Genomic DNA, 14,764 nt, shown 5'->3' with positions numbered 1-14,764 from the left:
GCACCGGTAAGCTGGGGCGGTGAGCCTGACGACGACGCGCGAGGCCTTCGACGCCGCCCGCACCACCCACACCGTCATTCCCGTGTGCCGCGAGGTGTTCGCGGACGCGGAGACCCCGGTCGGCATCTACCGCAAGGTCGCGGCTTCGCGACCCGGTACGTTCCTGCTGGAGTCCGCAGAGCAGGGCGGTGTCTGGACCCGGTTCAGCTTCGTTGGGGCGGGTTCGTTCGGCTCGCTCAGCGAGCGCGACGGGCGGGCCCGCTGGGTGCCGTCCGAGGGCGGCATCCCCGAGGAGCGCCTGCTGCCGGGCGGGGTCTCCCACCTCGCCCCGGTCGAGGCGCTGCGCGCCGCGGCCGAGCACTGGCGCACGCCGCAGGTCGCCCAGCTGCCGCCCCTCGTGAGCGGCTTCGTGGGCTACCTCGGCTGGGAGACCGTGCGGCAGTTCGAGCGGCTCGAGCACGGGCCGACCGAGGGCCCCGGCATCCCGAGCCAGTCGCTCAGCTTCGCATCCGAGGTGGTCGTGATCGATCACCGCGAGGGCAGCGTGATCCTCGTCGTCAACGTGCTGAACGATCAGCACTCCGACGACGCCGATGCGCAGTGGGCCGAGGGCCAGCGGCGCCTCGATGCGCTGCAGGAGACCCTCGCGGCTCAGGCGGCGTCGCCGCTCGGCGAGCTCGACCGCACGGCGATGCCCACGGCCCGTCGGCTGACGAACGAGGCCGAATACCTGGCCGGCGTCGAACGATCCAAGCGCTACATCGTCGACGGCGACATCTTCCAGGTGGTGCTCTCGCAGCGCTTCGACCAGGAATGCACCGCGGATCCGCTCGACGTCTACCGAGTGCTGCGGCACCTGAACCCGAGCCCCTACCTCTACCTGCTCACGGTCGAGGACGCGGACGGCGAGCCGTTCTCGGTCGTCGGATCCAGCCCGGAGGCCCTCGTCACCGTGCACAACGACGGCCACGTCATCACGCACCCGATCGCCGGCTCCCGCCCGCGCGGCGCGACCATCGACGAGGACCATCAGCACGAGCGCGAGCTGCTCGCCGACGAGAAGGAGCGGGCCGAGCACCTCATGCTCGTCGACCTCGCCCGGAACGACCTGCTGCGGGTGTGCGACCCGTCGAGCGTCGAGGTGACCGAGTTCATGCGGATCGAGCGCTTCAGCCACATCATGCACATCGTCTCGACCGTCGAGGGCGAGCTGGGCGAGGGGCGCAACGCCATCGATGCGCTGCGCGCGACGTTCCCCGCGGGCACCCTGAGCGGCGCCCCGAAGCCGCGCGCCCTGCAGATCATCGACGAGCTGGAGCCCGTGCAGCGCGGCGTCTACGGGGGAGTGGTCGGCTACTTCGGCCTCTCGGGCTCCGCCGACCTCGCGATCGCGATCCGCACCGCCACGATCCGCGACGGCGTCGCGATGGTGCAGGCGGGCGGCGGGATCGTCGCCGACTCCGTCCCCGAGATGGAGGATCAGGAGTCCCGCAACAAGGCGGCTGCGCCGTTGCGGGCGGTCGCCGTGGCGAACACCCTGCGCTCGATCGGAGGTCGCTCGTGAAGCGGATGCGGCTCCTCCTGATCGCCGGCCTGGGGCTCGTCGGTGCGCTCGCGCTGCTCTCGGCGACCCAGCCGTGGGCCTCGTTCAAGCTCGAACTGGGCGCGGCGGCACAGGACCACCTCTCGGTCACCGGGCAGGAGTTCAACCAGTCGCTCTCGCCGCTCGCGCTGGCCGTCCTGGCGGGTGCGCTGGCACTGACCATCGCGGGCAAGGTCTTCCGACGCGTGCTCGGCGTCGTGCTCGCCCTGCTCGGTGCGGGGATCTCGGCGGTGGCGATCACCGTTCTGATCGACCCGTCCGCGGCTTCGCTGGCGCGCGTGACCAAGCTCACCGGCCTGGCCGGCGGCTCCGCGCAGGACGCGATCGCCGGCACCTCGCTCACGGTGTGGCCGATCGTCACCGCCGCGCTCGGCGTGCTCGTCTTGCTGCTCGGCGTGCTCGTGCTGGCGGTCAGCGGCCGGTGGGCCACCGCCGGTCGCAAGTACGAGACGAGCACGAAGCGGGTCGAGAGCGACGAGCCCGACCGCATCGCCGACTGGGACGCGCTGAGCGACGGCGACGATCCTTCGGGTGCCGACCCGGACGCCGACGAAGATGCGGAGAGCACCGCGACCGGGGCGGCCGATCCCGAGGCGCCGCGCGCGTAAGCGGCCGCCCGCCTGCCTGTCGTGCTCCGGATGCTCCGCGGACGCGCTAGGCTGGTACGGACACATTTTCGGAACGAGGAGATTCATGTCGAACCCCCACGGAGACCCCGGACACGGCGATTCGCCCGCTGCATGGACGGCGGTGATCGTCATGCTGCTCGGTATCGCGGCCGGAACGGTGTTCTTCTTCCTGAACATCCCCGCCCTCGTGTGGGCGAGCGTCGGTGTCGTCGTCGTCGGCGCGCTGCTCGGCTGGATCCTCTCGAAGGCCGGCTTCGGCGTGAACGGACCGAAGTACGCCGTCAAGTCGCACGACTGAGGTGTTAGAACAACTGCTCGCCGGCTCACTGGAAGACGCGCGAGTCCGACGCGAGACCCGGCCCGCCGCCCAGGTGGAGTCCGAAGCGCTCGCGCGTCCCGCAGCGCTCGACGCGCTCGAGGCCCTTGCCCCCGCGGACCACATCCGCGTGATCGCCGAGGTCAAGCGCGCGAGCCCGTCGCGCGGCGATCTCGCCGACATCCCCGAGCCGCAGGCTCTCGCCGCCCAGTACGAGTCCGGCGGGGCCAGCGTGGTGAGCGTGCTCACCGAGCAGCGCCGGTTCAAGGGCTCGCTCGACGACCTCGAGGCGGTGCGCAAAGCCGTCAGCATCCCCGTGCTGCGCAAGGAATTCATCGGCGAGGAGTACCAGATCCTCGAGGCCCGCGCCGCGGGCGCCGACCTCGTGCTGCTGATCGTCGCGGCGCTGCCGCAGCGGACGCTCGAACGGCTGCACGAGTTCACGCTGCAGCTCGGCATGACCCCGCTGGTCGAAGCGCACACCGCCGATGAGGTGGCGCGCGCCGTCGACCTCGGCTCCCAGCTCGTCGGGGTCAACGCCCGCAACCTCAGCACCTTCGAGCTCGACCGCGATCTGTTCGGCCGAGTGGCCGACCAGATCCCGGCGGGCGTCATCCGCGTCGCCGAGTCGGCGGTGCTCGACGTCGCCGACGTGGTGCGCTACCGCGAGGCGGGTGCCGACGCCGTGCTCGTCGGCGAGGCCCTCGTGACCAACGATCCCATCGCGACGCTCGCCAGCTACCTGAGCGTCTGACCCACCGCCGGGAGGCACAGATGTCGAATCCGTTGCGCGAGCAGAGCGGTCCGTTCTTCGGCGAGTTCGGCGGCCGGTTCATGCCGGAGTCGCTCATCGCCGCGATCGACGAGCTCACCCTCGCCTACGACGAGGCGAAGGCCGACCCGGCCTTCCAGGCCGAGCTCACGGATCTGCTGCGCGACTACGCCGGCCGACCGTCCCCCATCACGGAGGTGCCCCGCTTCGCGGCGCATGCCGGGGGAGCGCGCATCTTCCTGAAGCGCGAAGACCTGAATCACACCGGTTCGCACAAGATCAACAACGTGCTCGGCCAGGCGCTCCTCACCAAGCGCCTCGGCAAGCAGCGCGTGATCGCCGAGACCGGCGCGGGCCAGCACGGCGTCGCCACGGCGACCGCCGCCGCACTCTTCGGGCTCGAGTGCACCGTCTACATGGGCGAGGTCGACACCGAGCGCCAGGCGCTGAACGTGGCGCGCATGCGCCTCCTCGGCGCCGAGGTGATCCCCGTGACCGCGGGGTCGCGCACGCTGAAAGACGCGATCAACGAGGCCTACCGCGACTGGGTCGCGAGCGTCGACCGCACCAACTACATCTTCGGCACCGCGGCCGGCCCGCACCCGTTCCCCGCGATGGTCCGCGACTTCCAGAAGATCATCTCCGAGGAGGCCCGGGCGCAGCTGCTCGAGAAGGCCGGGCGGCTGCCCGATGCCGTCGTGGCCTGCGTCGGCGGCGGATCGAACGCGATCGGTATGTTCGACGCCTTCATCGACGATCCCGACGTCAAGCTGTACGGGGTCGAGGCGGCCGGTGCCGGTGTCGACACCGACCAGCACGCGGCCTCGATCGAGCGCGGTCGCCCCGGGATCCTGCACGGCTCCCGCACCTACGTGCTGCAGGACGAGGACGGCCAGACCATCGAGTCGCACTCGATCTCGGCGGGCCTCGACTACCCGGGCGTCGGACCCGAGCACGCATGGCTCGCCGACATCGGACGCGCCGACTACATCCCGGCCACGGACGACGAGGCGATGCAGGCCCTGCGCCTGCTGAGCCGCACCGAGGGGATCATCCCGGCGATCGAGTCGGCGCACGCGCTCGCGGGCGCGATCCGCATCGGCAAGGAGCTGGGCCCCGACGGGCTCATCGCCGTGAACCTCTCGGGCCGCGGCGACAAGGACATGGCGACGGCGGGCCGGTACTTCGGCCTGCTCGGCGAGAACGATGCGGAGATGGACGGATGAGCGCCCACGAATCCCAGGTGGCTCGGGCGATCCGCGCCGCGAAGCAGGAGCGCAGGGGCGCGCTCGTCGGATACCTTCCCGTCGGCTTCCCCGACCTCGACACGAGCGTCGCCGCGGCGATCGCGATGGCCCGCAGCGGCGCGGACGTGCTGGAACTCGGCCTGCCCTACTCCGATCCGGTGATGGACGGCGCGATCATCCAGGAGGCGACGCAGACCGCGCTGGCCGACGGATTCCGGGTGGCGCACGTCTTCGAGGCGATCCGCCGGGTGCGCGAGGCGGTCGACGTGCCGATCCTCGTGATGACCTACTGGAACCCGGTGGTGCAGTACGGCGTGGAGCGCTTCGCGGAGGACCTGCTCGCGGCGGGCGGCGCCGGGCTCATCACGCCCGACATCACGCCGGACTCCGCGGCCGAGTGGATCGGGATCAGCGAGCGCCTCGGTCTCGACCGCGTGTTCCTCGCGGCCCCCAGTTCGACCGACGAGCGCCTCGCGCTCGTCACCCGCTCGACCACCGGCTTCGTCTACACCGTGTCGACCATGGGCATCACGGGCGAGCGCGCCCAGCTCGATGCAGCGGCGCGCGAGCTCACGGCCCGCCTGCGGGCCCAGGGCGCCGACCTCGCCTGCGTCGGCATCGGCATCTCCACAGCCGAGCAGGTCGCCGCGGCACTCGACTACGCCGACGGTGCGATCGTCGGCACCGCCTTCGTCCGCGCGCTGCGCGACGGGGGAGTCGACCGGCTCTCCGAGGTGGTCCGCGACATCGCGGCGGGCACCGCGCGAAGCTGAGCGCACCGTCCGGGTGCGCACCCGGCGTCCGCGACGCCGACTAGGATGAAATTCGAATGCGACCGGGCCCGTCGGGCCCGGGCGCGACAGGCGGGGCGAGGCTCCGCTCCAGTTCCGTGAAAGAGGAGTGAATGATTCACCCGCTGAGCATCCCGAGCCCCGACCTGCAGTTCGTGCAGATCTGGTCGCTGCAGATCCGCTTCTACGCACTGTGCATCCTCGTGGGCATCGTGCTCGCGGGCATCTGGACCGCGCGCCGTCTCGGCCGTCGCGGGGGCGAGCGCGGCGCGGTCATCGACTTCCTCGTGTGGTCGGTCGTGCTCGGCATCGTCGGCGCCCGCGCGTATCACGTGCTCACGCACTGGGGCGACTACTTCGGTCCCGGTAAGAACTTCCTCGACGTCTTCGCGTTCTGGAACGGCGGCATCGCGATCTTCGGCGCCCTGATCGGCGGCGGCATCGGCGTGCTCATCGCCTCGCGCCTCACCGGGATCCGCTTCTGGTCCTTCGCCGACGCACTCGTTCCCGGTCTGCTGCTCGCGCAGGCGGCCGGCCGCCTCGGCAACTGGTTCAACCACGAGCTCTTCGGCGGGCCGACCACGCTTCCGTGGGGTCTGCAGATCGAGTCGAGCAACCCGGCGTTCCCCATCGGCCTGCCCGAGGGCACGCTGTTCCACCCGACCTTCCTGTACGAGATCGTCTGGAACCTGGTCGGCATCGGCGTGCTGCTGCTCATCGAGCGCAGGTGGAAGCCGCGCTGGGGCATGTTCTTCGGCTGCTACCTCATCTGGTACGGCATCGGGCGCGCCTTCGTCGAGTCGATCCGCGTCGATCCGAGCCTCGTGATCCTCGGCCTGCGCACCAACGTCTTCGCGGCGCTCGTCGCGGTCGTCATCGGCATCGTGATCATCCTCGTGCAGCGTAAGCGCCACGTCGGCATCGAGTCGTCCGTCTACCTGCCCGGGCGTCGCAACCCGCAGGACTCGATCGACGAGCTCACGAGCGATCCCGAGGCGTTCTATCACGTTCTCGACCGCAAGCGGCAGCCCGCCGCGGCGTCGAGCGACACCGTCTGACGCGGGGCAGCGCGGGCGGACCACCCACGAATACAGAGGAGCACGCATGCGCCATGCCAAGATCGTCGCCACGTGGGGGCCGGCGGTATCGAGTTACGACCACACGCTGTCGCTGATCCGGGCCGGAGTGAACGTCGCCCGGCTCAACATGTCGCACGGCACGCACAACGTGCACGAGGGCGTGTACCGCAACATCCGCCGTGCCGAGGCCGAGGTCGGTCGCCCGATCGCGGTGCTCGCCGACCTGCAGGGGCCGAAGATCCGTCTCGCGACCTTCGAGGACGGGCCCTACGATCTCGCCGAGGGCGACGAGTTCGCCATCACCACGCGCGACATCGTGGGTGACCGCACCATCTGCGGTACCACCCACAAGGGCCTGCCCGGCGACGTCAAGCCGGGGGATCCGCTGCTCGTCGACGACGGCAAGGTCGGCCTGCGCGCCGTGCGCGTCACGGAGGACACGGTCTACACGGTCGTCGAGATCCCCGGAGCGGTCTCGAACAACAAGGGCATCAACCTTCCCGGCGTGGCCGTCAACGTGCCGGCGCTGTCCGAGAAGGACGAGGACGATCTGCGCTGGTCGCTCAAGCTCGGGGTCGATTACATCGCCCTGTCCTTCGTGCGCGACGCGGCCGACATCGTCCGCGTGCACGAGATCATGGACGAGGAGGGCATCCGCCTTCCGGTCGTCGCGAAGATCGAGAAGCCGCAGGCGGTCGAGAACCTGGAGGAGATCGTCGCGGCCTTCGACGGCATCATGGTCGCCCGAGGCGACCTGGGGGTTGAGATCCCGCTCGAGCAGGTCCCGCTGGTGCAGACCGATGCGATCGCCCTCGCCCGTCGGAACGCGAAGCCCGTGATCGTCGCCACGCAGGTGTTCGAGTCGATGATCGAGAACCCGCGCCCTACCCGCGCCGAAGCTTCGGACTGCGCGAACGCGATCCTCGACGGCGCCGACGCGGTCATGCTGTCGGGTGAGACCAGCGTGGGCGCATACCCGCGCGAAGCGGTCGCGACCATGGCCCGCATCATCGAGGCCACCGAGGACCACGCGCTCGACCGGATCGACCCGCTGGGCACCAAGCCCCGTACGCAGGGCGGTGCGCTGACCCTCGCCGCGGCCGAGGTCGCCGACTTCATCGGCGCCAAGTTCATCTGCGTCTTCACCGAGTCCGGCGACACCGTGCGCCGCATGTCGCGGCTGCGCAAGCCGATCCCGATCCTCGGTTTCACTCCGAGCCCGGCGATCCGCCGCCGCATGGAGCTCACCTGGGGCGCGGACAGCTATGACGTGCCGCGCGTCGGCTCGACGGACGAGATGTTCGCGCAGGTCGACGAGGTGCTGCTCGGCACCGGACGCGTCGAGGTCGGCGATAAGGTGCTCGTCATCGCCGGATCCCCTCCCGGGGTGATCGGAAGCACGAACACGCTCCGGGTGCACCGCATGGGCGAGACGGTGGGCCTGCTGCCCGAAGCCGGGCCGCGTAAGCACCTCGACGACGCCTGAGCCCACGGGCCCGAACGAACGCCCCGCGAACCGATGGTTCGCGGGGCGTTCGTCGTTCACGGTCTGGCAGACTGGGCGCAACGAGGCGAAGGAGACCGCATGGACGAGGACGACTTCCTCCAGGTGATCGCGCAGGAGGTCGAGGCCGACCCCCAGAATCTCGCGCTGCGGGAGGACTTCATCACGCTGCTCCTGCAACGGGAGCCGGATCGCGCCGCCCACGAGCTCGCCGTGTTCGATGCCTCGGGCGGTGATCCGGCGCGGTCGCGGCTCATGCGGGCTCGGATCATGGCCGCGCGGCTGCGCTCCGGAGGTGGGTTGGGGCCTGAGGCATCGGGGACTCCCGATGCCTCCGCGGGCGCCGTCCCGGAGTCCTCCGCCGTGCCGCACGAGCCTCCGGCTCCGGTCGCGCCGCCGGCGCCGTCCCCGGCTCCGATGCCCGTCCCCGTGCCGACGAACGAGGATTCCGCGATCGGTGGTCCCCGCGCCTCGGCCGGGCTCTGGGATGCGGAGCGCCCGAGCGTGACCCTCGCCGATGTGGCCGGTCTCGCCGAGGTGAAGCAGCACCTCGACGCGACCTTCCTCGCGCCGCTGCGCAACCCCGAGCTCGCGGCCGCCTTCGGCCAGCGGCCGGGAGGATCCCTGCTCATGTACGGCCCGCCCGGGTGCGGTAAGACATTCATCGCGAAGGCGATCGCGGGAGATCTCGGCGCGTCCTTCATCCACGTGACGCTCGCCGACCTGCTGAGCAAGTGGATCGGCGACAGCGAGAAGGCGATCCAGAGCGTCTTCGAGGACGCGCGCGCGGCGGCACCGTGCGTGATCTTCTTCGACGAGTTCGACGCGCTCGGCGGCCGGCGCGCCTCCGGGGGAGGCGGAGCGCACTCGATGCGGATGATCGTCACCCAGCTGCTCGAGGAGCTCGACGGCGTCGCCAGCGACAACGACGGCGTGTACTTCCTGGCCGCCACCAACCGGCCGTGGGACATCGACCCCGCGCTGCGGCGACCCGGGCGCATCGACAAGACGGTGGTGGTGCTCCCGCCGGACGCGGTGGCACGCGCGGCGATCCTGCAGGGGGAGCTGCGCGGGAAGCCCGCCGACGGGGTCGACGCGATCGCGGTCGCCGCGGCGACCGAGGGCTTCTCGGGCGCCGACATCGCCCAGGTGGCGCGGGTCGGCCTGCAGCAGTCCATGGCGGCGTCCATGAGTGCAGGGGCGATCGTGCCGGTGACCACGCGGGTCCTGCTGTCCGCCGCTGCCGCGGTCACGCCGTCGACGGGGGCCTGGTTCGAGCAGATCGCCCCGGTGCTCGACTACGGCACGGACGACGGCACCTTCGAGCAGCTGCGCGCCTACCGCGTCAAGCGGGGGCGGCGATGATCCGGTGGAACCCGGGCGGGCAGGGCGGCTCCCCGGTGCACGATCCGGACGACGCACTGCGCGCGTCGATCGAGCACGACCGCGACCTCGCCTGGGAGCTCTACGACGTGCGTCCCGAGCACCCGCGCATCGCCGAGCTCGCCCGGAGCGTGCTCGAGCGGGAGCCGCAGTTCACCGGCATGATCATCCTCCTCGCCCTGCACCGCGAGGCGTGCGGCGATATCGAGGCGGCCCGGGAGCTGCTGCAGGGTCTCGTCGCGCGACGGGACCGGCAGTACGTGAACGCGGTCAAGAAGCTGCGCGATCTCGAATTCTCGGACCGGCGGTTCGCGGAGGCGCGCCGACTCGCCGAGCTCGCCCTGCGCGAGGACCCCGAACCCGGATGGCTCGACGTCATGGATCTCGGCAGCGCCCTGGTCTTCACAGGGGATCCCGCCGGCGGATGGGACCGGATCGACGAAGCGGTCGAGATGGCGGCACGGCAGGATCCGGAACGCTACGCCGATGCGCTCGGCCAGCGGGCGACCCGGCTGCTCGGCACGGGCGCGCATCCGTCGCGGTTCCTGCCCGCGGCGCAGGAGGCCCTGGCCGCGGATCCCGGGGAGCCGTTGCTCGCCACGACGCTGGCGTACGCCTACCTCTACGACTACCGGCCGGCCGAGGCCGAGCAATTGCTGCGCGGCGTGCTGAGCGAGGATCCGACCGACGAGATCGCTCAGGGCGGGCTCACGGTCGCCCGCGCGTTCCTGAACCCCGTGGAGCGGGGGGACGCGACCATGGAGGTGCTGCGGGCCTCCGGCATGGGCGAGATCGCCTGGCGGATCCTGCGCGACCAGATGTTCGGTACCGGGATCGAGGAAGCGCTCGCCGCTCTCGACGGGGTCATGCCTGCGGAACTCGCCGAGTCGATGCGGGATCCCCTCGATGGCGAGGCCGCGAGTGAGAGCCGCGGCGAGGGGAGGATCCTCGCCTGGCACGACGGGCAGCGCCCGGGCAGCGGAGACGCCTGGGGGATCGCGGGCGGATTCCGCCTCATGACCTCGGCAGAGGTCGCCGACATGGAGGAGCGGATCGAACGATCGCCGGAGGACTGGCCGCAGTGGAGCACCGAGGACGAGTACTTCACGCTGATCCTCACCGACGACGCGGGCGGCTACCTGATCGAGGGGCCGGGCGGCCGGCTCCTGCAGCGGCGCGACGGCGCGCCCGATCGGCAGGCGGCCCCGAGCATCGCCGATTGGCTGTGGGATCGCGTCGCGGCGTTCGGGGGCGAGGATCCGCGCCCCGCGGGACACGTCGCGGGCGACGCCTCCGGCAGCGCGGAGGGCGGAACGCCCGTCCGCTGAGAAGTGCCGGATGGGGGACTCGAACCCCCACACCTTTCGGCAGCGCATTTTGAGTGCGCCGTGTCTGCCAATTCCACCAATCCGGCTGGTGCCGCGTGCCCGGGGCGGAGTCCGACTCGCGTCGGGTTCCCGCAGGCAGCGTGGTTCAGAATACCGTAGGCTGGTGGTGTGAATGACCAGAGCAGCACGAGCACCGCGCGACGCGTCGTCGTCGCCGAAGACGAATCCCTGATCCGTCTCGACATCGTCGAGACGCTGCGAGACAACGGATACGACGTCGTCGGCGAGGCCGGCGACGGCGAGGAGGCGGTCCGCCTCGTCGAGGAGCTGCGCCCCGACCTCGTGGTCATGGACGTGAAGATGCCGAAGCTCGACGGGATCTCCGCGGCCGAGCGCATCAACAAGGACCACATCGCCCCCGTCGTGCTGCTGACCGCGTTCAGCCAGCGCGAGCTCGTGGAGCGGGCGAGCGAGGCCGGCGCCCTGGCCTACGTCGTGAAGCCCTTCACCCCGGCCGACCTCATCCCGGCCATCGAGATCGCGCTGTCGCGCTTCCAGCAGATCGTGACTCTCGAGTCCGAGGTCGCCGACCTGGCCGAGCGCTTCGAGACCCGCAAGCTCGTCGACCGCGCCAAGGGCATCCTCAACGACAAGATGGGCCTCAGCGAGCCCGAGGCGTTCCGGTGGATCCAGAAGGCCTCGATGGATCGCCGCCTCACCATGCAGGACGTCGCGAAGACCATCATCGATCAGCTCGGGCCCAAGAAGGACTGAGCGATCGCTGAAACGAGGAACGCCCCGGCCGACGGCCGGGGCGTTCCTCGTTTCAGCGCGTCCGCCGGTGCCTGGCTCAGCGCAGCTGCTTGGTGAAGTTCGTGATGCGCACCGTCGAGCAGCGGCGACCGCGCTCGTCGGTGATGACGATCTCGTGCACCGACATGCTGCGCCCCAGGTGGATCGGCGTGCAGACCCCCGTCACGAGGCCCTCGGCGGCGGATCCGGTGTGGGTCGCGTTGATGTCGACGCCGACGGCCACGGTGCCCTCGGCCGCTACGAAGTTGGCGTGCATCGAGCCGAGCGTCTCGCCGAGCACCACGTAGGCGCCCCCGTGCATGATGCCGAACGGCTGCGTGTTGCCCTCGACCGGCATGGTGGCGACAGCCCGCTCGCGCGAGAACTCGGTCATGCGCACGCCCATGCGCTGCGCGAGCACTCCGAGGCCGTGCTGCTCGATGTAGGCGAGCCCCTCGTCGGTGCCGGTCGGGATCTGCTCGAAGCTCGCTCCGCTGGTCGTCTCGGGCATGCGTGTCCTCTGCTCGGGGTGGCCGCGCCGCACCGCCTGCCGAACGCCCCTGCCGATGTCGGAGGCGGCTTGTAGGCTGGGCACGTGTCGAATACGCCTCAGCCTACTCTCATGATCATCGACGGCCACTCGCTGGCCTTCCGCGCGTTCTACGCGCTGCCGGTCGAAAGCTTCCAGACCGCATCGGGCCAGCACACCAACGCCATCCACGGCTTCATCTCCATGCTCATCAACCTGCTGAGCAACGAGAACCCCGACTCGTTGGCCATCGCCTTCGACATCTCGCGGCACTCGTTCCGCACCGAGGAGTACCCGGAATACAAGGGCACCCGCGGCGAGACCCCGCCCGAGTTCAAGGGCCAGGTCCCGCTCCTGCAGGAGGCGCTGCACGCGATGGGCATCCGGACCATCGAGAAGGAGAACTACGAGGCGGACGACATCCTGGCGACGCTCTCCCTGCAGGGCGCGCAGGCCGGCTACCGGGTGCTCGTGGTCTCGGGCGACCGCGACACGATCCAGCTGGTCGACGACAACGTGACCCTGCTCTACCCGTCGAAGCAGGGCGTGAGCGAGCTCACGCGCTACGACGCCGAGAAGGTCATGGAGCGCTACGGCATCCGCCCCGAGCAGTACCCCGAGATCGCGGCGCTGGTCGGCGAGACGAGCGACAACCTGCCCGGCATCCCGCGCGTCGGCGAGAAGACCGCGGTCAAGTGGATCAACCAGTTCGGCTCCCTCGAGGAGGTGCTGCGCCGCCAGGACGAGATCGGCGGCAAGGTCGGCGAGAGCCTGCGCGAGAACGCGCACCTCGCCGAGCGCAACCGACGCCTCAACCGGCTCGTGCGCGACGTGGAGCTCGACGTCACCCTCGACGAGCTCGAGCGCGGCGACATCGACATGGCCGCGGTGCAGCAGGTCTTCGCGAAGCTCGAGTTCCGCACGCTGCTGCAACGCGTCGGCAAGCTCGCCGGTGCCGAGGTGCCGAGCGGCGGTGCGACCACCGCGGCAGCGATCGCCGAGGTGCCCACCGCACCCGAGGCGAAGCTGCTGCTCGACGAAGAGCTGGACGACTGGCTGCGCAAGGCCGAGCGACCCGCGGTGAACATCACCGCGGTCGGCGAGGGCTATGACGTCGGACTCGCCACACTCGAGAGCTCCGTCGAGCTGCACTGGATCCCCGGTGGGCGCGACTACGCGCTCTTCGAGGCCTGGCTCGGGAGCGACGCGCCCAAGGTGTTCTTCGACGCGAAGTCGCAGATCCGGTCGATCGCGAGCACGGGCGTCGGGATCGGCGGCATCGTGGGCGACACCCTGCTCGCGGCCTGGCTCGTCTGGCCGCTCGCAGCCGAGAAGTCGCTCGCCAGCACGGTGCGCAAGTACCTTGGCGAAGACATGCCCGAGCCCGATCCCAACCAGCTCGTGCCCGACGAGGACGCTGCGGCGGGGCCGGGCACTGTCGCCTGGTACATCCTCCGGGCGCACGACGCCGTGGTCTCGAAGTTCCCCGAGCGCACGGGCGAGGTCTACACCGACATCGAGCTGCCCCTCCTGCCGGTGCTCGCGGTGCTCGAGCAGCGCGGCGTCGAGATCGACCTGCCGCTGCTGCAGTCGCACGAGGCGGAGCTGCGCGACCGGGTCGCCGCGCTCGCCCAGCAGGCCTTCGATGCGATCGGGCACGAGGTCAACCTCTCGTCGCCCAAGCAGCTGCAGCAGGTGCTCTTCGAAGAGCTCGACATGCCCAAGACCCGCAAGACCCAGACGGGGTACACGACCGACGCCGCCGCGCTCGCCGACCTGCAGGTCAAGAACCCGCACCCGTTCCTCGACGCGCTGCTCGCGCATCGCGACGCGAACAAGCTGCGCCAGATCATCGAGACCCTGGTCAAAGCGGTGCAGACCGATGGCCGCATCCACACGACGCTCGTGCAGATCGGTGCGAGCACGGGGCGTCTCGCATCGACCGATCCCAACCTGCAGAACATCCCGGTGCGCACCGAAGAGGGGCGACGCATTCGCGAGGGCTTCACGCATGCGCCCGAGTTCGACACGCTGATGACGGCCGACTACTCGCAGATCGAGATGCGGATCATGGCCCATCTCTCGGGCGACGCCGGGCTCATCGAGGCGTTCAACGCCGGCGAAGACCTTCACCGCTTCGTGGGTTCCCGCATCTTCGGCGTCGAGCCCGCAGAGGTCACGAGCGAGATGCGCGCGAAGGTGAAGGCCATGTCGTACGGCCTCGCCTACGGTCTCTCGCCGTTCGGCCTCTCGAAACAGCTCGGCATCTCGGGCGCGGAGGCCAAGCAGCTCATGGTCGACTACTTCGAGCGGTTCGGCGGCGTGCGCGACTACCTGCGTTCGGTCGTGGAGCAGGCCAAGGTCGACGGCTACACCGAGACCATCTTCGGGCGTCGGCGCCCGTTCCCCGATCTCACGAGTCCGCACCGCGCGCTGCGCGAGAACGCGGAGCGCGCGGCGCTGAACTCGCCCATCCAGGGCAGCGCCGCCGACATCATCAAGCGCGCCATGATCCAGGTGGAGCAGCGCATGCGCGCAGCCGACATGAGCTCGCGCATGCTGCTCCAGATCCACGACGAGCTCATGTTCGAGGTCGCCGCGGGGGAGTGGGACGCGCTCGAGGCGATCGTCCGCGAGGAGATGGCGGGTGCCGCCGACCTCTCGGTGCCGCTTGACGTCCAGGTCGGCGGCGGCGCGAACTGGAACGCCGCGGCGCACTGATCCGACGCTCTGCCGGGCTCCGGCCCGGCAGATCACCCCCGCGGCGCGCCGAGCGCCACGGGGGTTGATC

13 protein-coding genes and 1 tRNA gene are annotated in these 14,764 nt (G+C 70.5%); 12 read left to right on the top strand and 2 right to left on the bottom strand.

All coding sequences use genetic code 11. The features are described 5' to 3' along the window. The first annotated feature begins 19 nt into the window (after positions 1-19). From BMH31_RS13310 to BMH31_RS13265, 10 genes are all read left to right on the top strand, one after another. The gene (locus BMH31_RS13310; RefSeq protein ID WP_099724826.1) at positions 20-1,564 is read left to right on the top strand and encodes an anthranilate synthase component I; all 1,545 of its coding nucleotides are present in this window, start codon (positions 20-22) and stop codon (positions 1,562-1,564) included. Between the two features lie 5 nt (positions 1,565-1,569). Further along, positions 1,570-2,211, top strand: coding sequence for a Trp biosynthesis-associated membrane protein (locus tag BMH31_RS13305; RefSeq protein ID WP_241898298.1), 642 nt, complete (start codon positions 1,570-1,572; stop codon positions 2,209-2,211). A gap of 85 nt (positions 2,212-2,296) precedes the next feature. Continuing rightward, entirely contained in the window at positions 2,297-2,530 is a 234-nt protein-coding gene (locus BMH31_RS13300; protein WP_099724828.1) for a DUF6704 family protein, read from the top strand. Position 2,531: 1 nt separating this feature from the next. Beyond that, positions 2,532-3,302 (top strand): indole-3-glycerol phosphate synthase TrpC, encoded by a 771-nt coding sequence (gene trpC, locus BMH31_RS13295; protein ID WP_099724829.1) that lies wholly within the window; start codon positions 2,532-2,534, stop codon positions 3,300-3,302. Positions 3,303-3,322: 20 nt separating this feature from the next. Next, complete coding sequence (trpB, locus tag BMH31_RS13290; protein WP_099724830.1) at positions 3,323-4,546, top strand: tryptophan synthase subunit beta; 1,224 nt, start codon at positions 3,323-3,325, stop codon at positions 4,544-4,546. Beyond that, positions 4,543-5,340 carry a tryptophan synthase subunit alpha gene (gene trpA, locus BMH31_RS13285; RefSeq protein WP_099724831.1) on the top strand — a complete coding sequence of 266 codons (798 nt, stop codon included), beginning with the start codon at positions 4,543-4,545 and terminating at the stop codon, positions 5,338-5,340. The genes trpB and trpA overlap by 4 nt, the downstream gene beginning before the upstream one ends. A 131-nt stretch (positions 5,341-5,471) precedes the next feature. Then, positions 5,472-6,416 (top strand): prolipoprotein diacylglyceryl transferase, encoded by a 945-nt coding sequence (lgt, locus tag BMH31_RS13280; RefSeq protein WP_099724832.1) that lies wholly within the window; start codon positions 5,472-5,474, stop codon positions 6,414-6,416. Between the two features lie 46 nt (positions 6,417-6,462). Then, complete coding sequence (gene pyk, locus BMH31_RS13275) at positions 6,463-7,923, top strand: pyruvate kinase (protein WP_099724833.1); 1,461 nt, start codon at positions 6,463-6,465, stop codon at positions 7,921-7,923. 99 nt (positions 7,924-8,022) lie between these two features. Then, positions 8,023-9,306, top strand: coding sequence for an ATP-binding protein (locus BMH31_RS13270; RefSeq protein WP_099724834.1), 1,284 nt, complete (start codon positions 8,023-8,025; stop codon positions 9,304-9,306). Continuing rightward, complete coding sequence (locus BMH31_RS13265; RefSeq protein ID WP_099724835.1) at positions 9,303-10,652, top strand: hypothetical protein; 1,350 nt, start codon at positions 9,303-9,305, stop codon at positions 10,650-10,652. The genes BMH31_RS13270 and BMH31_RS13265 overlap by 4 nt, the downstream gene beginning before the upstream one ends. Positions 10,653-10,656: 4 nt before the next feature. Here the strand turns inward: BMH31_RS13265 and BMH31_RS13260 are convergent. Then, positions 10,657-10,738 (bottom strand) — tRNA-Leu (locus BMH31_RS13260). Between the two features lie 82 nt (positions 10,739-10,820). Here BMH31_RS13260 and BMH31_RS13255 point away from each other — a divergent pair. Next, positions 10,821-11,426, top strand: a complete 606-nt coding sequence (locus tag BMH31_RS13255; RefSeq protein WP_099724836.1) for a response regulator — start codon at positions 10,821-10,823, stop codon at positions 11,424-11,426. A 76-nt stretch (positions 11,427-11,502) separates the two neighbouring features. Here BMH31_RS13255 and BMH31_RS13250 read toward each other — a convergent pair whose 3' ends face one another. Continuing rightward, positions 11,503-11,955: a hotdog fold thioesterase gene (locus BMH31_RS13250; protein WP_099724837.1), complete on the bottom strand. Its 453-nt coding sequence runs from the start codon at positions 11,953-11,955 to the stop codon at positions 11,503-11,505. Positions 11,956-12,066: 111 nt separating this feature from the next. Between BMH31_RS13250 and polA the strand changes: the two genes are divergently transcribed. Further along, positions 12,067-14,694 (top strand): DNA polymerase I, encoded by a 2,628-nt coding sequence (gene polA, locus BMH31_RS13245; protein ID WP_199069937.1) that lies wholly within the window; start codon positions 12,067-12,069, stop codon positions 14,692-14,694. The last annotated feature ends 70 nt before the right edge of the window (positions 14,695-14,764 follow it).

The organism is Leucobacter sp. OLIS6, assembly GCF_002752355.1.
Lineage (GTDB): Bacteria > Actinomycetota > Actinomycetes > Actinomycetales > Microbacteriaceae > Leucobacter.
This window is presented reverse-complemented; position numbering and strand designations above follow the sequence as displayed.